Below are 17,993 nucleotides of genomic sequence, written 5' to 3'. Positions count from 1 at the left end.
TTTCGTCAATGCCACGGAGGCTGCTATTCAATACCGTGTAACGCCTTCCAATTACCTGGATGGACCACATATCCAAACAATGCCTCCCCACCATAAACCAGTTCCGTCCCCTCCGGGATCCAAAGCATTTGTCCGGGCCTTACAAAATGCGTCTGACCATTGGCGGTAAGTTCGAAGCAGCCTTCGATAACAAAAATGACTTCGTCATATAACACCGTCCAAGGCACGACTGCTCCTTCCCATTTTGCGAAACCAACACCGATGTGCGGTGATATTTCCGAACTAACAGCTCTTGCGACATAGGCCATACCTGGTGAGTCGCCTCGAACACTAAACTCTAAACTTTCACTGTCGATCAGCTTTACTTGTTTCATAGTTCACTCCTGCTCTGCCATTTGGCCAGCTGAATACGGCTTTTAACACCTATCCCTAAAAAAGGTTCGGGTGGGTTTAACGATGGCATCCCGGTAACATATTTAATATCGTCTAATTGGTTAGATGTTGCGCCCACCGCATGATCAGCCAATAACGTCCCAGAAATCGTTCCCCAAGCGACACCGACACCATTATCACAAGCACTGGCGTAAAGGCCTTCATCCAATTGCCCGAAAAAGTTAGTAAAGTTACGTGAAATCGCGTACACGCCTCCCCATGTGTGAGTAAAAGGAACATCCTCTAGTGCTGGGTAACGTAATAAAAACGCTTGCCTGTGATCGTTTCTTATTTTTGCTTTCATTGCATGACTAATACTACGCCCATATTTGGGCGTATGTTTGTAGCTATTGCGCACCATGATGCGACGATCTGCGGTCATACGCATCGTTGTTGCGGCATGATCAGCAGGCGTTAGCCCCCAGTCCAATTCTCCCCCGTACTTACGCATTTCGTCATCGGTTAACGGCCGCGTCCAACTTGCAAATGTCATGACGGGCAACAGGCGATTCTTTAAGTACCCGAATTCTCGCGTAAAAATACTGGTTCCCAGTAATAGTACTGGTGATTTAATCACTCCTTCGTGTCCATAAAGTACCCACTGTCCATTCTCTTTGGTTAAGTGACGAATTGGTGAGTTCTCAAGCACCGAGACATTGTCTGGCAAACTCTCCGACAATCCACGAACAAGAGCCGCTGGTTGAACTAAATAACTCCCCGGGGTATAAATCGCGCGACGGTAGTAAGGGGTACCAAGGACTTCCGATAGCTCTTTGTTATCAACATGATAATATGGCTCACCAAGCTCCTTCATCAGATGCTCAAAGTGATCAAGGTAGGCTTCACCTCGAGCACCAACCGCACCTTGATATTTCCCTTTTGCTGACCATTGACAGTCAATACTATATTGGTTAACAAGTTGATCGAGCTGCGCAATAGCAGAGCGGTTCAGCGCCAGTAGTTTCTGTTTATGCTCAGGATCAGGGTGTTCTAAAGCAAACTTGTGTGGCAAATCAATCACGAAGCCGGAGTTTCGCCCAGAGGCCCCCTGACCAACTCTCTGCGCATCTATCAGCTTTATGCGTGAATTGGGCTTATGCGTCGCAACACGTCTTGCCATTGCCAACCCCGCGAACCCCGCGCCCAATATCAAATAATCAGCTGTTTGCTCGCCAACCAAAGACGGTCTGGCTGGTACTTTTGGCAGTGCGTGATACCAACCACATTGGTCATCATCGTTTGGTAGATGTACCATTATTCATTGCCCCTTTTATGCTACGGACTGTTGAGGTGAAAGTTGCTGTAGCCAAGGTCCTCTCAGAGCCTGAACATGCTTACCCAATAAAGCAAAGCCCAATATCTCGCCCTCAGGAGAGTAAAACCTCGCGGTGAGTTCGTTGCCTTGAGGCTCAACAACCCAGCGTCCCTCCCTATTAATCGGTACAGGGTAAACACTCAGCGGGAGGACAGGCGTTTTTACGATAACTGGAGACGGCTGTAGAGTTATTGGCGAGTCATCACCCAATAAGTTCGCCGCAATCGCTGGCACCATTTGATTAATTGGCGCAATGTAAGGTTGCCAACCCTGACTCGTCTCTGAACAGTCTCCCAATGCGAAGATATGCTCATCACTTGTTTGTCCATACTGGTTAACTTTGATGCCGCGCCCCACTTCTAACCCAGCCTGTTCGGCCAGTCTTACGTTGGGCTTGAGTCCGACAGCACTTAAGATTAAGTCGGCATCAATGTATTTTCCGCTGGTCAAATAAACGCGAGCACTGGATTCTGTCACCGGCTCAATGCGCCTGATACTCTCTTGTAGTTCCCACCTTACTCCCAGCCGAGCAAGTCCTTTCTGTAAAGCCTGGCCAACTTTCTCAGGCAGTATCCGCGACATTGGCCAATCCCCCAGCCCTATGACCGTGACTTCGTAACCACTTCCGATAAGATCATTGGCAAACTCGCAACCGATTAATCCGTCTCCTAGAATTGCAATCCGCTTTTTATGCGTGAGTTGGGCGCGAACTTGGCGATAGTCACTTAAATTGTTGACATGGAATAGGTATGAACAGTCACCATCAATAGAGGTCTCAATCGGAGATGCCCCCGTTGCAATCACTAAGCGACTGTATCGGTAATGACCAATTGAGGTTTCTAGCGTCTTAGTATTACGATCGATGTGCTCAACATAGGTATTCGGATAAACACGAATGTTTAAGCGTTGTTCCCAATCTAGTGCACTTGCTGTTTGTAGCGCGTTACAGTCTTTTGCCATCGTTAGTGCATTAGAAAGACTGGGTTTACTGTACAGCGCACCATCGTCAGCCGTGAACACAGTTATCGCAACACTCGCATCATGCTCTCTGAGCTGAGCAGCGAGTTGGTAGCCACTATGGCCACTGCCAATAATAACGATGGGAGCACTAGAAGAAGCAAAGGCTGACAATACCTCTGCCTCTCTCTCCGAGCTACCGGTGTCTACATACACTGACTCTTCTGGGATATCTTCGGTGATTTCGATCATTTCGAAATCCGCTTTCCCCACCAAACAGTCAGGGCATACCCAGTTTTCGGGAACGTCCTCCCACGCCGTACCGGGGGGAATACCATCAGCAGGCCAACCTTGTGCTTCATCGTAGATAAAGCCACAAATAATACAGAGCCACTTTTTCATCTTTTCACTCCCACTATTCCGTTACAGTGTTCGCGTTTCACAGCTGACTGGACCAGCTCTTGTGAGTGTTAAACTGCGCTACTTTTTATAAGGTTTTGATTATATAACCGTCATGATTCGGGCGAACCTCTATGTACAAGGCTACGGCCTGAATACCTACAAACGAACGGCAATATTACGTGTTTGCATGTAGCTATAAATTGCTTCTTGCCCTTTCTCTCGGCCAAAACCAGATAAACCAACACCACCGAAGGGCGTTTCAACACCACCGGCAAACCACTCGTTCACGTACACCTGTCCACCACGAAGCTTTTGGGCCACACGTAAGGTTTGACTGAGACTTTCCCCAAAAACACCAGCCACTAGCCCAAAGTCTGTGCCGTTGGCAATAGCGACCGCCTCTTGCTCTGTCTCAAATGGCATCACAACTAGCACCGGTCCAAATACTTCTTGCTGTGCAATGCGCATATCAGGCGTTGCCTCAATAATGGTTGGTGCGATGAAATAGCCAGAGAGATCTGGCACATAACCACCTGTCAATACCTTTGCCCCTTCCCGTTTAGCCTCTTCAATCATGTCAAGCACGCTATACTGCTGTTCCGCCGAGATAAGCGGTGTGATATCCGACTGACTCTCACCACTTCCAATCGTAAGTGACTGCGCCAGAGTAACCACCGCATCAACGACCTCTGTATAGCGTGCCTGATCAATGACCAAACGAGACATGGCAGAGCACACTTGGCCTGAATTAAAAAAAATACCGGAGCGAACACTTTGTAGTACTTTTTTCACATCAGCATCACGTAGGACAATTCCTGCCGACTTCCCTCCCAATTCCATCACCGATGGAGTCGCTCGGTACGCAGCATCTTCCAGAATACGCCTCCCTGTCGGCACAGAGCCGGTGAAGACGATTTGATCTGTCTCACCATGCTTTACCAGATGGCTACCCACTATCGAACCTGTTCCGCACAATAAATTCACGGCACCTTTTGGGAAACCAGCACTTTCTACTGCCGTAACCAATAATGTCACCGCCAATGGCGAAAGTTCAGGTGATTTGATCACGACCGCATTACCCGCTGCGAGCGCCGGGGCCAAGGAGCGAGCACAAATCGACACGGGGAAATTCCAAGGGACGATTTGGACAGACACGCCCAGGGGGACATATTGGGTGAAGTCGACATATTCTCTACCTAGCGGAATCGACGAGCCCTCAAGTTTATCGGCCATACCTGCGTAGTATTCAAAATAACGGGCCGATTCGATAAACTCATCTTTCGCATCTTGTAAAGACTTACCGTTTTCCCGGCACGCGACTAATGCACCTTCGTCAGCGATCTCACGTATCGCTTGCGCAGCGTTAAGCATCCATTCTGTTCTTACAGCGGGCCGGATGTCGGAGAGTAAACCTTGCTCCACAACCCGTCGTGCCGCAGCGAGCGCGCGGTCTGCATCCGTGACACTCGCTTTTGCAATTGTTGCGTAGGCTTCTCCGCTACCTGGATTCATGACGGTCATTGTTTGATCAGAGTTACACCAATCACCATCGATATAATTGAGATAATGCATGCCTCTACCGCTCCATCGCAGATTTTACTTGCTTAGCCAGCCAAGATTGAAAGAAATGAGTCGGTACATCCATTTCAGGGGAGAACACACCGCCACTAAATCCAGGGGAATGTCGCCCTTTTTGCATCCCTTCCACCGCACCGATGTCTTCACCAAATACAACACGCCAAGATTCGACAGTCGCCGTACGACAAGCAGCAAACTCGTCATTGGTTGCTTCATCTCCTACATAGAAAACACGCAAATGTTCAACCGTTTTGCCTGAAGAAATAGGTTCAATCATCATGGCAAATGCATGATCAATTTGTATGCCCAGTAAGACGTTTGGAAACATCGCAACATACTCCGCGTGCCGCTCTTTGTCCTTCGGCCAACCTGGAAACTTGGGTAACCGTGTTCCAGCGGTGTCAGCCAAGTTATAAGCAAGACTCCCCTGGCCTGCGAAGTTATCTGAAAACATGATGTTGTAGTGATCTTCGAGGCGAGAGTAACTATTTAAACTGGGGTGAACCCAAGGTAAATGGTACGATTCGCAATAGTTTTCTACTGCAAGTTTCCAGTTACTGTTGACTTCTATCTCTAAATTGCCACCCATATTCACACGACGAAGCAGACTGAACCCTTCGTCTCCGACAAAAGACTTCCACCGTTGCTCCAACGGGGCAATATGGTCTTCAAAGTTTTTCGCGTCTCCCGATAGGTTGACGAAGACCATATCCATCCATATCGCGGAACGAACCGGTTTCAGGCCATGATTTTCACACTGAAAGCGCTCATCTTTATGCTTAGCGATCCCGCCAATATGTGGCGTTCCTTTCAATTTTCCATCAAGATCATAAGTCCAAGAATGATACGGGCAACGAATCATGCCTTGTACTTCACCTGCTTCATGCACCAGCTTCATTCCACGGTGACTGCATACGTTGTGAAATACCTGAACCTCGCCTTTATGATTGCGCATCATTAGCAAAGGAAGGTTCATGAATTCGATCGGCATTACATAACCATTTTTGGGCAAATCGGACGCAAACCCAACACAGACCCAAGTATTACCAAACACCTCATCACGCTCGAAAATGAAGTATTCTTCATCTACATAGGCTTGATTAGGCATTCCTGTCGCTTCACTGATTGGATTTAGAACCTTGTCAAAAAATTCAATAGGGATAATGGATTCGTTAATATTGCTCATGGTTGTTCCTCCAAGAGATCGATTTTCTCCAGTGCAACATCACCTAGTTGCGTAAGTCACCGTCATTCTGGTTAACAAAAATGAAACAAACAAACGACTTTTTTGCTGGGCCTCTATGAGTTTTAATCATTCGATAATAATTTGAAGAATTTTAACTGGATAGGCTCTACTTACCCATTACATAAAGTCATGAGTGCCTGATTAATAATCAGTTGAAACCCTATTCTTAGTCATCTAGTGTTTTTACAAATTTAACAATAATTAAACAAAAGCAATGGGGCGTACTAATTATGAGAGCAAAATCTGGGTTACTTAGAGGGCTTAATCCAACCGTGACTATTGCGTCTAAGGTCGTTGTCATCGGCTTCGTACTTTTTTGCGCAATATTGGCTAACAAAGCAGGTCAGTACTTTGAGACTGTCTCTGGAATACTGTTACATAACATGAAGTGGTTTTACCTTGGCGCTGTTTCGCTAGTGGTGGGTTTTCTTCTTTACTTGATGCTCAGCCGATTTGGTCACGTCAGATTAAGTAAAGATGATGAAAGGCCGAATTTTAGTTATGCATCCTGGATTTCGATGTTGTTTTCTGGCGGTATGGGAATAGGTTTGATTTTTTGGTCTGTCGCTGAACCAATGTGGCACTATGCCGACAACCCTTTTAGTGAGGGATTGACCAGCGAGGCAGCTACCACATCAATGCAACTAACTTTTTTCCATTGGGGGCTTCACCCTTGGTCAGTATTTATCATTGTAGCATTGGCACTCTCTTATTTCTCGTACCGTAAAGATTTACCATTTACATTGCGATCCATATTATACCCTTTGATCGGTGAAAGAATTTACGGTCCGATCGGTCATACTGTTGACATTTTAACGGTGGCAGTCACCGCCTTTGGGATATCTCAAACGCTCGGTATGGGCGTGATACAAATAAACTCCGGATTGAATCAAACGTTCGGAGTCAATATCAGCTTAGGTGTCCAGCTTTTTATCATCGTCATTTTGTGCACGTGCGCCATTGCATCTGTTTTATCAGGAGTGAGCAAAGGCATCCGACGCCTTTCCCTATGGAATATGCTGTTGTCTATCTTGCTCGTAATGGTGGTGCTTTATGTTGGCCCCACACGCTATATTCTTCACACTTTTCTTGAGACTTTTGGCTTCTATGCCAATAACATTGTCCAAATGAGTTTGTGGAGCGATGCACAAAATGACACCGATTGGCAAAACTGGTGGACGGCATACTATTGGCCATGGTGGATGACTTGGGCACCGTTTGTCGGCATGTTTATCGCGCGAATATCCAAAGGACGTACGGTTCGCGAACTCGTAAGCGGCGCTTTAATTGTTCCGACACTAATAACGTTTCTCTGGGTTTCCATATTCGGAGGGGCGGCTTTAAGCGTAGAGAAAGATGCGCGCATCGCTCATCAAACCCAGGTAGCGTCTGCGCAAGAAACAAGCACATCACCTCCAGGCGAGTTTATTGGCGGCCCTATTCTTCGCGCAACTCAAGATGATACGACTCGTGCGTTATTCACATTATTCGATAGCTTAGATTCCGGGGTATTCGGCCAAGTACTAAGCCTATTGGCCTGTCTATTATTAGCAACTTACTTTATCACCTCTGCTGACTCAGGGACACTGGTGCTTTGCACACTTGATGCGGCCGGCCATCCCGAACCACCCAGATCGATCCGGGTACTTTGGGGTATTTTAATTGCCGCTCTTGCAGGTGTATTGCTATACGCTGGTGGCTTAGAGGCAATGCAAACCGCATCCATCATTGCTGGATTTCCCATTGCAATTTTCATTACAATAATGAGTCTGACATTGTTTTACAGTATTCGCCGCGAACCCAAGCCATGGGCGATGCTACCGGAACATGTTCACCCTCGTGCTGATACGCTTTATGGTCCGGTTGAACCGTTAGTGAATAGTAAAAATGATCGTAGTCAGTCAAGTGACTCCACGAGCACACCACTGCGTGATAAACCTATTCCAGGTTAATGGTAAAACAATCATACTCGCAAAGCGGGGACATATGTCCCCCTTTTATTATGCTGGAATCGTCAATGCTCCCCCTACTTAAACGAGCCCACGATCGCCAATTTCATTAGGTAACTGCTCAAGCAGCCATTGTTTAAATTGCTTGACTGTCGAGGGAATAACGCCTCGCTTCATCGGCTGCAACATCAAAAAATTAGAAGGGGTTGAAAGAACATGTTCAACGGGTCTCACAAGTGCACCGCGCTGAAGGTAATCATCCACTAACGAGCCCCATGCCAAAGCGATTCCTTGGCCATTCATGGCTGCTTGTAACAGCATAGGATAATTATTGATATTCATCCGGTTGCGCGGTTGGATATTAGGTAGGCCAACACTCGAAAACCACTGCTCCCAATTCACCCAGTCTCTTTGTGATTCTTCTAAGTAAAGCAATGTATTGCTAAAAATGTTCTCAGGTTCTGACGGATTTCCAATTTTGTCTAAATAAGCAGGGCTACATACGGGAAAGACCTCTTCAGAAAAGAGGGTTGTGACGTGCATATCGGCCGGCGGAGTTCGACAGTAAAATAACGCAAGGTCGCATTCCAACCGACGTAAATCCAACACACTGTCTGACGCAAGTATACGGATGTCTATTTCATCGTTCGAGTTTTGGAATTCTGCAACTTTGGGCAATAACCATAAGGCAGCCATAGCATTGGTCGTTGCGACTGTTATCTTATGTTCACCCTGCCACTTTCTCACTTCTCCCGTGATTTGCGCGATATCAAGCAAGGCTTGACTGATCGATTGGTAATATTGAAGTCCCGTTGCGGTGAGATGAATGTTGCGATTTGCACGCGTGAAAATCGCTTTACCAAGGTACTCTTCTAATTGCCTAATTTGTCGACTAATTGCGCCTTGAGTCACATTCAACTCCTCGGCTGCGAGCGTAAAACTCAAATGTCGTGCCGATGCTTCAAATGCAACTAGGCTATTTAATGGCGGAAGCGGTTTGATTTTCATATTTGTTCCAATACGTCAAAGCAGACTCAAATGTTATCAGTTTGTTTTAACGATATTATCCTTTGTTTAATGGATTTGAAACAACTGTATTCAAAGCGCTCTTCGTTTATAACCACTGGTACTGCAGTTGCTCTTTATCGCCCAAGTAGTCGAGCAGCCAGCGCACCGGTGGCGACTCTTTATCCGAGCGCCATGCAATACAACACGGACTACTTAATAGCGGCTCTTCAAGGGCAAGCTCCACCAACTCTCCTCGCGCAATCGCGTCTTCTGCCATGTGTGAAGGCATCACACCAATGCCCAGCCCGGCCTTAAAGCATTGCATGGCACTGTGCCAATTGGGGACGGTAAGACGGCGCTGATTATCCAATAGCCAGGTAGTACGACGCGGCAAACGGCGCGAAGTATCTTCCAAACATATCGCCGGATACGGCGCGAGCTGATCATTAGCCAGTGGCTGGGCACACTGGACGAGTGGATGCGATGGGCTCACCACAAATCGCCAACGCAGGGTGCCCATTTCTCGATAGCGAAACGCGCCGCTCACTGGCACAGCAGCTGTAGCACCAATGGCAATATCGGCTCTATCATCCGCCAGCGCATCCCACACACCATTGAATACTTCCATGGTCAGTAACAGCTCGACATCAGGAAACGCATCATAAAAGTCACGTACCAAGGTATTGACGCTATCCTCTCTTACGACGTTATCCAGTGCCAATGCGACACTTTGCGTCCAACCATTAGCAACACGTTGGGTTTGCTGGCGAATGGCTTCCATATTCTTAATCATCTCACGTGACTGGGAGACAAAGTACTCACCCGCGGCGGTCAACCGAACCTGACGATGAAGCCGCTCAAACAGGGTGACGGCCAGCTTGTCTTCAATCTGTCGTACCGTGTAGCTCACCGCACTCGGTACCTTGTGCAGCTCTTCAGCCGCCGCGGAGAAACTTCCTCGCCGTGCAACCACGTCAATCACTTGAAAATCTTGGTAAGAAAACATTCACATCAAATATTTTGAAAGTAGTATTCAAATCATAGCGTTTCACAGTATCAATTGTTAGGCATAAACTGCTCTTTACATTAATCTTTGTATCAAGAGATAAAAAATGAACAAAAATTTGCCATTTATCACGCTGTTTTGGCTAGCAGGGCTCAGTATGCTTGGCTTCTTAGCCACCGACATGTATCTTCCCGCCTTTGAAGCCATGCAAATCGATTTTGCGACCTCGTCGGCCAATATCGGTTTAACCTTGAGCATCTTTTTGCTTGGCATGGCCTGTGGTCAGCTCGTTTATGGCCCCCTCTCCGACCGTATTGGCCGTAAACCTGCGCTGTTAATTGGCTTAAGTCTCTATAGCGTTGCGACCGTGGTATGTCTGTTTGCAGATAATATTTATCTGTTACTCGGTGCGCGCCTTGTTCAGGCGTTGGGCGCGTGCAGCGCAATTGTGATTTGGCAAGCCGTGGTCATTGATCGCTATGAGGGAAAACTGGGGCAGAAAGTGTTCGCCACTATCATGCCTTTAGTTGCCTTGTCTCCAGCTCTCGCACCATTATTAGGTTCCTATTTACTCCAGCATTTTGATTGGCGCAGTATTTTTGTGGTTTTATTCGCACTAGGTATTATTTTTGTTGCACTGACCCTTCGTGAGGAAGAAAGCTTAACTAGCCCAGCACAAGATACTAAAATTATTGATAAACTTAAGGGTGACTACCAGCAAGTTTTTAAATCAAAAAAGTTCATCGGAAATATGCTTATCTTTGCCGGTTGCTCGGCCGCTTTCTTTGCCTATCTCACTGGATCGCCGTTTATTATGTCAGCGATGGGCTATACCGAAGCAGACATTGGCCTAAGCTACATCCCACAAACGATCGCGTTTGTTGTCGGCGGATACACGTGTCGTCATGCCCTCAACAAACTCAAAGATCACAGTATCCTGCCTTGGCTGCTTAAGCTGTTTGTTGCCAGCGTAGTGGTTATCTTTTTGATCAGCTGGCGCACCGATGTGACTAATATCTGGGTGATTCTTGGCCCATTCTGCTTCCTTGCGGCGGCGAACGGCGCCATTTACCCACTGGTCGTCAATCGCGCCTTGGAATATTTTAAATCCTGTAGCGCGACCGCTGCGGGGCTGCTGAACTTCTTGCAAATGATGATCTGCTTCTTGGCGAGCGCCGTGGTGTCTGCGTTTGCGGCCTCGGGCTTGATCGCCGTCACCACCGTCATGCTGTCCACCTGTGCGCTGGTGATTATTGGCTTTGGCTTGGTCTGGCATGCAAACCGTCAAGCACAAACGCTAGCAGCCGCGTAAGGAAACGGGGTTTAGAGACTAAAAAGGCGTCTTTCCAGACGCCTTCATGTTACCCCTTGCTCATCCGCTGGACTGCGGCATCGCGCGCGAGATGATCGCGGTCATATCAATGTGCGAAGGGAGCGTACCATATTGATGATATTCTGACGTTTCGACACGCGCTTGCACGAAGGCCTCGGCAATGTCTGGTTCTCCATAACGCAACAATGTCGCAGCTTGCCACAATATCGCCATTTTCTCTATCACTTGGCGAGTACGATAAGCTAACATCTCAGCATTACCTAGCTGCTCCTCAAGCCCATCCACCGCACGATCAAAAGCGTCATTCGCCCCTATCGCATAGCGTAATTCTGCAATGAAGACCGATACGGTATCCGGCTCTCGAGTCAGCACTCGGAGCAAATCCAAACATTGCACATTGCCCGATCCTTCCCAAATGGCGTTAACAGGGGCCTCACGATAAAGCCGACTGGCGACATTTTCGTTTACATAACCCACTCCACCTAGGCACTCCATCGCTTCGTAGGTGTGCTGTACCGCGCGCTTGCAAATCCAATATTTACCAACAGCCGTGCCAATCCTAACCAAGGCGGCTTCATGTGGGTTATCTAGTTGCTCAAGCGCCCGAGCCAATCGCATCGAAATCGCGAGCGCGGCTTCTGATTCTAAGGCCAAATCAGCCAAGACATTTTGCATTAGTGGCTGATGATGCAAAGGTTTACCAAATACCTCACGGCCTGCAGTATGCCAAATGGCCTCTTTGGTGGCTTGTGCCATAAGAGCACTAGAGCCTATCATGCAGTCATACCGCGTTAATGCCACCATTTGAATAATGGTCTTAATCCCCTTTCCCGGCTCACCTAACAACCATCCTTGCGCATCGCGAAACTCAATTTCCGAACTGGCATTTGATTGGTTTCCTAGCTTGTCTTTCAGACGCTGAATGTGAATCGAGTTTTTACTCCCGTCTTCTCGCCAACGTGGAACCAGGAAGCAGGACAAACCGTGGTCAGTTTTTGCGAGAACAAGAAAGGCATCACTCATGGGTGCTGAACAAAACCATTTATGCCCCACCAGTGAATAACGTTTACCTCCTCCGGGCGCTTCACAAGGCGTTGCATAGGTTGTATTAGCCCGCACATCCGATCCTCCTTGCTTTTCAGTCATCGCCATTCCGAGAGTGACACCCTCTTTCTCAAACCAAGGAATATTACGTCCATCGTAGCGACCACTCACGATTTTAGGCAGCCATTTTTCTGCGATATCTGCTTGAGCTTGTAATGCGGGTACGCTGGCAAATGTCATGGTGAGCGGACAGCCAGAGCCCGGATCGGCATGGGTGTGAAGAAATGCCATGGCAGCGCGAACCACATGACGCCCCGAGGTTTTTTCACTCCAAGGCATGGCGCAATGGCCGTGCTCGATAGCATGTGCCATGAGTTGATGGTACGCAGGATGATAATCAACCTGATCAATTCGATAGCCAAAGCGGTCAACAGGCCGGAAAGTGGGGAGATACTGATTAGCATTCATACCCGCCTCTAATAAGTCGCCGCCAATACGGCCACCAAACGAGGTTAAACGGTCTTCACCCCATTGCCCGCCAAATTGCGCAACCCAATACTGCAAAATACGATCGGCAGTGAAGGCATTATAATTTTCCAGCGGTTTGGGTTGATTAAAAACAACATGTGTATCCGATTGATGGTTTTTGCTTTCCATAGCTTGTTGCGCTCTCCATGTCTTTATCGAAAGTCATCATGTAAGTAGACGACGAGTTCACCTTTACCAATGGGAAGTACGCCCACATCAAGTTCAGGCTGTTGCTCCAGCCATCGCTTAAAAGGAGCCACATCATCAGCGTGGGATAACGCATTATCGACCACCAGCATGCCCTGAGGCTTGAGGAGTTGGAATAAGCGTGGCGCTAGGGACAGGTACTGACTTCGGTCGGCATCAAGAAAAATGAGTTCGAACTGTCCCTCAAGGCGAGTAATCCAGTCACTCGCGTCGCCCAATTTCGCATCTATCCGGTTATCCATGCCGGCTTGCCTAAAGTGCTGCTGCGCTTGTTGGTGTTTTGCTTCATCGCACTCAATCGTTACCACTTGCACGCTATTGCCGCCCGCGTGCGCAAGCCATAACGTTGAATAGCCCATCGATGTACCAATTTCTAAAATGCGGGTAGGCTGAATTTCATCCACTAACAGCGCTAAGAATTCTCCGGTTCCAGGCGTAATATTCAGCCATTTTTTACTTTTATCCTGTTGCAGGGCATCATTCTCTGTCCCCTGCATTTGCAGCTTTTCCAGTAAGTCGTCCATAGCCATTAGTCCAATACAAGGCTGCCGTTATCATCAAATTGCCAACAATCGCCATAAGCCACTTCCCAAAGATAGTTATCCGGATCGGCAAAGTAGCCGCTGTAGCCTCCCCAAAATACGTCTTGTGCAGGTTTAACAATACGACCGCCACACCGCTCTGCCAGCGCAAGCACCTCGTCGACCTCTTCTTTGGATCGCGTGTTATGCGCCAATGTGATACCACCAAACCCTGTCTCGTTAACGGTGAGTCCGGGTTTGATATCATCGGCTAACGAGTCTGCGGGATATAACGCTAATCGTGTACCTGCGGTACTAAAAAACACGATGCCTTCTTCAGGGTGGCTGTGCGTTGGAAAGCCCAATTGGCGATAAAATTCATAAGAGTGAGAAAGATCCGCAACCCCCAATGTGATGATACTAATTCTTGCTTCCATACCGCTGCTCCTTCGCTTAATGAGTGGGGACATTGAGACGATTTTCACCTAGCCATGAAAATGCGCGCAATAAATGAGGGACAGCCGCTTCCACAATCTCGCCATGTGCCATGACAAGACGCTGCGGTGCCCAATTAATCAAGGTACGAATATGTTTTGCTAATTCGTCTTTGTGAAACCAAAAACTTAATCGCCAATCGAGTGGTGTTTTACCATTGGGTGCTGTCACGCCTGCCCACTCGGCAACTTTGCGTTTAAAAGGTGAAAATGCCTCAGGGCGAAAATTTTCAATCAGATCAGTGACAATCAGCGTTTGACTTTGCCGATGGAAAAACACGCATTCTGTCATCACTGGCGAGCCGGAAATCAAACATTGCGCGATCTCATTGTGCCAAGCTGGCTCTGGTAAGTCCTCAAAACAGTGGTCAAAACAAAGATCATCTCGTTTTTTCGCCACTTGTTGGGTACCCATTAGTTGTGCGTCAGGAAACGCCTCAACCCATTCGGATAAAAAGAGGTGATGCAACTGATTAGGAGCGATTAAATAACGCACCACCCCTAACGACGCTAGTTCAGTGCGCAATGCGTCGGTAAGCTTTATCGGACTGTGAATCCACAGGGAGTGATCAGCAAGCCTCACCACCACCATACGTGTGGTGTAGGGTAAGGTAAAGAAAGGGACCGCTTCACCATCAGCGATCCAAATTGACGTATCGAGTTGATACACAGCATCCCCCTCATGGCCGACTTTACACTGTAGCGTGTCAGCCATAAGGTAAGTGTGCGAGTAATCACAGCCTTACAGTGTCGCTAACTCAACATGTCGATTGATGTTTTTCAGTGTGATACCAACAGCAGCAAGGCGACTTTGTATATCATTTAGAGCGACTTGGTAGTCATCACTTCGTTCAAAGCTGGCTAGCGTCTGTCGGTCTTTAAACATCAGCCGCACGATTAAGCTTTGTGGAAAACGCTGATAATTCACCTCATGCGTCAGCCATTCAAATCCCTCCACTTTTTCCATTGTCAATTCACAAACATCTGTCAGCGCTTCTCGAACCGCCTTGTCATATTTCTTATCTGTCTTTCGCATGATGCGTCTCTTCTACTGCTCGATTTTTTTGTTTTTGGGGTCCGTGCGGGTGTGATCGACAAAAATCAGCGCTTCAGTAGCAAAACCTCGCTGCTTCGCTTCTGTAATAAATTTATTTTTTACTGACTCCGACACGCTCGGTGTGCGCGATAACAACCACAGGTAATCGTGGTCAGGCCCCGAGATAAAGGCATATTGGTAGTTATCATCCAACTCAAACACCACATACGACCCATAGAAAGGCCCAAAGAATGAAACCTTCAGGTACCCCGTTTTATCATTTTCAACGAAGTACGCCTTACCCTCTGCTTCTTGCCATTTTTCTTCTTCACGGCTATAGCCTCGGTTTATCACTTTAACGCCACCGTCTTCACGCAACGTATAGGTTGCGGTCACATCCGACAATCCTCGTTCAAACGAGTGATCCAGTCGCGCTACTTCATACCAAGTACCTAAATAGCGGTTAATCTCAAAGTTTGTTACGGGTGTAACCTGTTCTGGCATGCCTAAACACCCAGTTAACATTAAGGATAATAACCCAATCACCCAGCCTCTTTTCATCCTTATTCCCTCTTTAAACCCAACATGATAAGTCATACTCAGCAACAGGTTTTATCGTTTACATGCTTTGTCAATTTTTGGTCAACTCGCTGTTTTTCTGCTTGCCAAGGCGCCAAACTGGTGCTTATATAAGCGCTCTTTAGTTACAGAGGTAATCACAATCCATGGACAGCGACCGATGTCGTGTTATGCCCTTCCCCGCTTCCTTTAACCAGGAGGCCATCGTATGTTAACACTCTTTTTGGAACCCGAAACCTGGGTGGTCTTCTTTACCCTTCTAACCCTTGAAGTGGTATTGGGTGTTGATAACTTAGTCTTTATCTCCGTACTGTGTGAACGTCTCCCTAAAGAGAAACGCCGCTTTGCGCGCACCTTGGGTATTGGTCTGGCCGTGATTAGCCGGATTGGCTTATTGCTTTCCATCGCTTGGGTCATGTCGTTGACTGTGCCCCTGTTTACGATTGGGACGGAACCGGTTACCGGTAAAGATCTTATCATGCTGTTTGGTGGTGGCTTTTTGCTGCTAAAAAGTGCCAAAGAGCTGTGGGCGTGGTTAGGTTATAGCGAGCCCGTAAGCCACTCGACACAAGTCCTAACCGGGATGGCAATTATTTTGCTGCAAATCGTTGCGGTAGATGCGGTGTTTTCGATGGACTCGGTAATCACCGCGGTGGGTCTCACCCAAGATGTGCCCGTGATGGTCGCCGCCATTGTTACCGCCGCCATCATTATGATGATCGCGGCCGAACCCGTGAACAATCTGGTCAGCCGTTACCCTGGATTTAAAACCTTAGCTTTACTGTTCTTGGTGCTACTAGGCTTGCTACTGATGGCCGAAGGTGCCGGCATTCATATCAACAAAGGCTACGTGTATGTTGCGATGGCATTTGGTTTGATACTTGAACTCTGCCACATTCGAATGCGTAACAAGCAGCGCTTGAACATCAAGTGTATTCGTCCGCACTCTTCGTTGAAAGTGTCACGTCGGATTGCTGACAGCCGTTAATTCCCAGGGACCGTCGCCACACTGTTGATGGCGGCGGCCCTATCTTTAAACTGGATTTTTCCCACACAACACTGCCCTTGCTGCGCATAATGCGCTTGAATACGCGCCACAAGCTGCTCAAGTGGCATGACTTGCCCACTTGGCTGCCAGTGCTGCCCCCCATTTTCGCTCAACCAACAAACACCTTCGCTATCTACCAACCGATCGTCTTCAGTGATCACGCTGTCACTCAGCGCCTCAAGCGACGCCGAGTCTGACGCAAATGAGAGTTCATCATCGCCTTGCCAAATCAGCAGTGCTGGGTATGCAAGAAAAGCACTCATTGCTTGGGCTTAAATATGGCCAGATTGAGTTCAACAGACGGGCCCATCCAACCCACGTGAGCCGTATGGTCAATGTAGTCATCGCCCGTCACGCCATGCAAAAACACGGTTAAATCACCGCGATGCGCCTCAAGCCATGCCATCACCTCGTCAAACGCAGCCTTATCAAAGGCGATTTGGAAGCTCCATCTTGGGTGTGGGCCAACACATTTGCGATGAAAGCGGCCAAGGTCGATGGGCAGTGATGATGCAGCGGCAGCCTGATAGATAGCATCCGCCTGCGCTTCGGTGTCAGCCTCGTAGTAGACATGGGCGTGGTAAGCCTGGTGGCGGTTTGGAAAGTCAATGATTCGAGACATTTAGATTCTTCTACAAATCGATATGAATGATAAGAGTTTACGATAAACCAACACATATAAAAAGCGCCTTTCTACAAGGAGCTCGACTGGGTAACCCTTCGTCAGTCTGAGTATATAAGCACACCGCGTCCATGCTAAGCTGGAGCAAAACGCAAAGACAATAACCAAGGAGTCATCATGATTCAGCAAGGACAATCTCTACCGAGCGCCACCCTCAGTGAACTCACCGCTGAGGGCATGCAAACCCACGATATCCCTGCCCTTTTCGCCAACAAGAAGGTAGTGCTGTTCGCAGTGCCAGGTGCCTTTACCCCAACCTGTTCAGAGTCGCACTTACCGGGCTTTGTGGTGAAAGCGGATGAGATTAAAGCAAAAGGCATCGATATGATTGCTTGCGTCTCCGTCAACGATGCCTTTGTGATGCAGGCGTGGGGCGAAGCACAAAACGCCAATCAGATCCATATGCTGGCCGACGGCGATGGCAGCTTTACCCAAGCGCTCGGACTAGAGATGGATTCAGGGAAGTTTGGTGGTATTCGCTCGCAGCGTTATGCGATGGTAATTGACAATGGCATCGTCACGCATTTGAACCTTGAAGCGCCAAAAAGCTTTGAAGTCTCCAGTGCCGAGGCGATTCTCGCCCTGCTGTAGCGGTAAGCTAGCGGTGGCACTTTTTGGCCACCGCTTC

19 protein-coding genes are annotated in these 17,993 nt (G+C 48.0%); 4 read left to right on the top strand and 15 right to left on the bottom strand.

Annotated elements, in window-relative coordinates; all coding sequences use genetic code 11:
- Window positions 1-23: 23 nt before the first annotated feature.
- From FCN78_RS06145 to FCN78_RS06125, 5 genes are all read right to left on the bottom strand, one after another.
- Window positions 24-374, bottom strand: coding sequence for a cupin domain-containing protein (locus FCN78_RS06145; RefSeq protein WP_077658595.1), 351 nt, complete (start codon window positions 372-374; stop codon window positions 24-26).
- Window positions 371-1,687 carry an NAD(P)/FAD-dependent oxidoreductase gene (locus FCN78_RS06140; RefSeq protein WP_077658594.1) on the bottom strand — a complete coding sequence of 439 codons (1,317 nt, stop codon included), beginning with the start codon at window positions 1,685-1,687 and terminating at the stop codon, window positions 371-373. The genes FCN78_RS06145 and FCN78_RS06140 overlap by 4 nt, the downstream gene beginning before the upstream one ends.
- 15 nt (window positions 1,688-1,702) lie before the next feature.
- Window positions 1,703-3,106, bottom strand: coding sequence for an FAD-dependent oxidoreductase (locus tag FCN78_RS06135; RefSeq protein WP_077658593.1), 1,404 nt, complete (start codon window positions 3,104-3,106; stop codon window positions 1,703-1,705).
- A gap of 156 nt (window positions 3,107-3,262) precedes the next feature.
- Window positions 3,263-4,678 (bottom strand): aldehyde dehydrogenase family protein, encoded by a 1,416-nt coding sequence (locus tag FCN78_RS06130; protein ID WP_077658592.1) that lies wholly within the window; start codon window positions 4,676-4,678, stop codon window positions 3,263-3,265.
- A 4-nt stretch (window positions 4,679-4,682) separates the two neighbouring features.
- Window positions 4,683-5,870 carry an aromatic ring-hydroxylating oxygenase subunit alpha gene (locus tag FCN78_RS06125; RefSeq protein ID WP_077658591.1) on the bottom strand — a complete coding sequence of 396 codons (1,188 nt, stop codon included), beginning with the start codon at window positions 5,868-5,870 and terminating at the stop codon, window positions 4,683-4,685.
- A gap of 290 nt (window positions 5,871-6,160) precedes the next feature.
- Between FCN78_RS06125 and FCN78_RS06120 the strand changes: the two genes are divergently transcribed.
- A complete protein-coding gene (locus FCN78_RS06120) occupies window positions 6,161-7,882 on the top strand; it encodes a BCCT family transporter (protein ID WP_077658590.1) in 1,722 nt (573 codons plus the stop codon).
- A gap of 78 nt (window positions 7,883-7,960) precedes the next feature.
- Here the strand turns inward: FCN78_RS06120 and FCN78_RS06115 are convergent, their stop codons facing one another.
- The gene (locus FCN78_RS06115) at window positions 7,961-8,887 is read right to left on the bottom strand and encodes a LysR substrate-binding domain-containing protein (protein WP_077457947.1); all 927 of its coding nucleotides are present in this window, start codon (window positions 8,885-8,887) and stop codon (window positions 7,961-7,963) included.
- A gap of 106 nt (window positions 8,888-8,993) precedes the next feature.
- Window positions 8,994-9,893 (bottom strand): DNA-binding transcriptional activator PunR, encoded by a 900-nt coding sequence (gene punR, locus FCN78_RS06110; protein ID WP_077658589.1) that lies wholly within the window; start codon window positions 9,891-9,893, stop codon window positions 8,994-8,996.
- Between the two features lie 106 nt (window positions 9,894-9,999).
- On the opposite strand from punR, the gene punC reads away from it, so the two are divergent.
- Window positions 10,000-11,205 (top strand): purine nucleoside transporter PunC, encoded by a 1,206-nt coding sequence (punC, locus tag FCN78_RS06105; protein ID WP_077658588.1) that lies wholly within the window; start codon window positions 10,000-10,002, stop codon window positions 11,203-11,205.
- A 60-nt stretch (window positions 11,206-11,265) separates the two neighbouring features.
- Here the strand turns inward: punC and FCN78_RS06100 are convergent, their stop codons facing one another.
- From FCN78_RS06100 to FCN78_RS06075, 6 genes are read right to left on the bottom strand one after another with little or no spacing between them, the layout of a single operon-like run.
- Window positions 11,266-12,927, bottom strand: a complete 1,662-nt coding sequence (locus FCN78_RS06100) for an acyl-CoA dehydrogenase family protein (RefSeq protein WP_077658587.1) — start codon at window positions 12,925-12,927, stop codon at window positions 11,266-11,268.
- Between the two features lie 23 nt (window positions 12,928-12,950).
- Window positions 12,951-13,529: an O-methyltransferase gene (locus FCN78_RS06095; RefSeq protein WP_158014664.1), complete on the bottom strand. Its 579-nt coding sequence runs from the start codon at window positions 13,527-13,529 to the stop codon at window positions 12,951-12,953.
- A gap of 5 nt (window positions 13,530-13,534) precedes the next feature.
- Window positions 13,535-13,963 (bottom strand): VOC family protein, encoded by a 429-nt coding sequence (locus tag FCN78_RS06090; RefSeq protein ID WP_077457957.1) that lies wholly within the window; start codon window positions 13,961-13,963, stop codon window positions 13,535-13,537.
- A gap of 16 nt (window positions 13,964-13,979) precedes the next feature.
- Entirely contained in the window at window positions 13,980-14,735 is a 756-nt protein-coding gene (locus tag FCN78_RS06085) for a DUF4336 domain-containing protein (protein WP_201258636.1), read from the bottom strand.
- 27 nt (window positions 14,736-14,762) lie between these two features.
- On the bottom strand, window positions 14,763-15,056 hold the full coding sequence (locus FCN78_RS06080) for a hypothetical protein (RefSeq protein ID WP_077457959.1): 294 nt from the start codon (window positions 15,054-15,056) through the stop codon (window positions 14,763-14,765).
- A 12-nt stretch (window positions 15,057-15,068) separates the two neighbouring features.
- Window positions 15,069-15,617, bottom strand: coding sequence for a lipocalin family protein (locus FCN78_RS06075; protein WP_077648782.1), 549 nt, complete (start codon window positions 15,615-15,617; stop codon window positions 15,069-15,071).
- A gap of 226 nt (window positions 15,618-15,843) precedes the next feature.
- Here FCN78_RS06075 and FCN78_RS06070 point away from each other — a divergent pair, with 226 nt between their 5' ends.
- The gene (locus tag FCN78_RS06070; RefSeq protein ID WP_077457963.1) at window positions 15,844-16,623 is read left to right on the top strand and encodes a TerC family protein; all 780 of its coding nucleotides are present in this window, start codon (window positions 15,844-15,846) and stop codon (window positions 16,621-16,623) included.
- Here the strand turns inward: FCN78_RS06070 and FCN78_RS06065 are convergent.
- Both FCN78_RS06065 and FCN78_RS06060 read right to left on the bottom strand, forming a co-directional pair.
- The gene (locus FCN78_RS06065; RefSeq protein ID WP_077658586.1) at window positions 16,620-16,946 is read right to left on the bottom strand and encodes a DUF4144 family protein; all 327 of its coding nucleotides are present in this window, start codon (window positions 16,944-16,946) and stop codon (window positions 16,620-16,622) included. The two genes, FCN78_RS06070 and FCN78_RS06065, sit on opposite strands and share 4 nt — an antisense overlap.
- Window positions 16,943-17,305 (bottom strand): DOPA 4,5-dioxygenase family protein, encoded by a 363-nt coding sequence (locus FCN78_RS06060; RefSeq protein ID WP_077457967.1) that lies wholly within the window; start codon window positions 17,303-17,305, stop codon window positions 16,943-16,945. The genes FCN78_RS06065 and FCN78_RS06060 overlap by 4 nt, the downstream gene beginning before the upstream one ends.
- A 177-nt stretch (window positions 17,306-17,482) precedes the next feature.
- Between FCN78_RS06060 and FCN78_RS06055 the strand changes: the two genes are divergently transcribed.
- Window positions 17,483-17,956: a peroxiredoxin gene (locus tag FCN78_RS06055; RefSeq protein ID WP_077658585.1), complete on the top strand. Its 474-nt coding sequence runs from the start codon at window positions 17,483-17,485 to the stop codon at window positions 17,954-17,956.
- Window positions 17,957-17,993 lie beyond the last annotated feature (37 nt).

This window comes from Salinivibrio kushneri, assembly GCF_005280275.1.
Classification (GTDB): domain Bacteria; phylum Pseudomonadota; class Gammaproteobacteria; order Enterobacterales; family Vibrionaceae; genus Salinivibrio; species Salinivibrio kushneri.
The sequence above is the reverse complement of the archived record's forward strand: the minus strand, read 5'-3'. Positions and strand labels throughout refer to the sequence as shown.

Bases quoted from the DNA above. Each gene is read 5' to 3' on its own strand.
- FCN78_RS06145 (WP_077658595.1), bottom strand. From the start codon at position 374: ATGAAACAAGTAAAGCTGATCGACAGTGAAAGTTTAGAGTTTAGTGTT.
- FCN78_RS06140 (WP_077658594.1), bottom strand. From the start codon at position 1,687: ATGGTACATCTACCAAACGATGATGACCAATGTGGTTGGTATCACGCA.
- FCN78_RS06135 (WP_077658593.1), bottom strand. From the start codon at position 3,106: ATGAAAAAGTGGCTCTGTATTATTTGTGGCTTTATCTACGATGAAGCA.
- FCN78_RS06130 (WP_077658592.1), bottom strand. From the start codon at position 4,678: ATGCATTATCTCAATTATATCGATGGTGATTGGTGTAACTCTGATCAA.
- FCN78_RS06125 (WP_077658591.1), bottom strand. From the start codon at position 5,870: ATGAGCAATATTAACGAATCCATTATCCCTATTGAATTTTTTGACAAG.
- FCN78_RS06120 (WP_077658590.1), top strand. From the start codon at position 6,161: ATGAGAGCAAAATCTGGGTTACTTAGAGGGCTTAATCCAACCGTGACT.
- FCN78_RS06115 (WP_077457947.1), bottom strand. From the start codon at position 8,887: ATGAAAATCAAACCGCTTCCGCCATTAAATAGCCTAGTTGCATTTGAA.
- punR (WP_077658589.1), bottom strand. From the start codon at position 9,893: ATGTTTTCTTACCAAGATTTTCAAGTGATTGACGTGGTTGCACGGCGA.
- punC (WP_077658588.1), top strand. From the start codon at position 10,000: ATGAACAAAAATTTGCCATTTATCACGCTGTTTTGGCTAGCAGGGCTC.
- FCN78_RS06100 (WP_077658587.1), bottom strand. From the start codon at position 12,927: ATGGAAAGCAAAAACCATCAATCGGATACACATGTTGTTTTTAATCAA.
- FCN78_RS06095 (WP_158014664.1), bottom strand. From the start codon at position 13,529: ATGGACGACTTACTGGAAAAGCTGCAAATGCAGGGGACAGAGAATGAT.
- FCN78_RS06090 (WP_077457957.1), bottom strand. From the start codon at position 13,963: ATGGAAGCAAGAATTAGTATCATCACATTGGGGGTTGCGGATCTTTCT.
- FCN78_RS06085 (WP_201258636.1), bottom strand. From the start codon at position 14,735: ATGGCTGACACGCTACAGTGTAAAGTCGGCCATGAGGGGGATGCTGTG.
- FCN78_RS06080 (WP_077457959.1), bottom strand. From the start codon at position 15,056: ATGCGAAAGACAGATAAGAAATATGACAAGGCGGTTCGAGAAGCGCTG.
- FCN78_RS06075 (WP_077648782.1), bottom strand. From the start codon at position 15,617: ATGAAAAGAGGCTGGGTGATTGGGTTATTATCCTTAATGTTAACTGGG.
- FCN78_RS06070 (WP_077457963.1), top strand. From the start codon at position 15,844: ATGTTAACACTCTTTTTGGAACCCGAAACCTGGGTGGTCTTCTTTACC.
- FCN78_RS06065 (WP_077658586.1), bottom strand. From the start codon at position 16,946: ATGAGTGCTTTTCTTGCATACCCAGCACTGCTGATTTGGCAAGGCGAT.
- FCN78_RS06060 (WP_077457967.1), bottom strand. From the start codon at position 17,305: ATGTCTCGAATCATTGACTTTCCAAACCGCCACCAGGCTTACCACGCC.
- FCN78_RS06055 (WP_077658585.1), top strand. From the start codon at position 17,483: ATGATTCAGCAAGGACAATCTCTACCGAGCGCCACCCTCAGTGAACTC.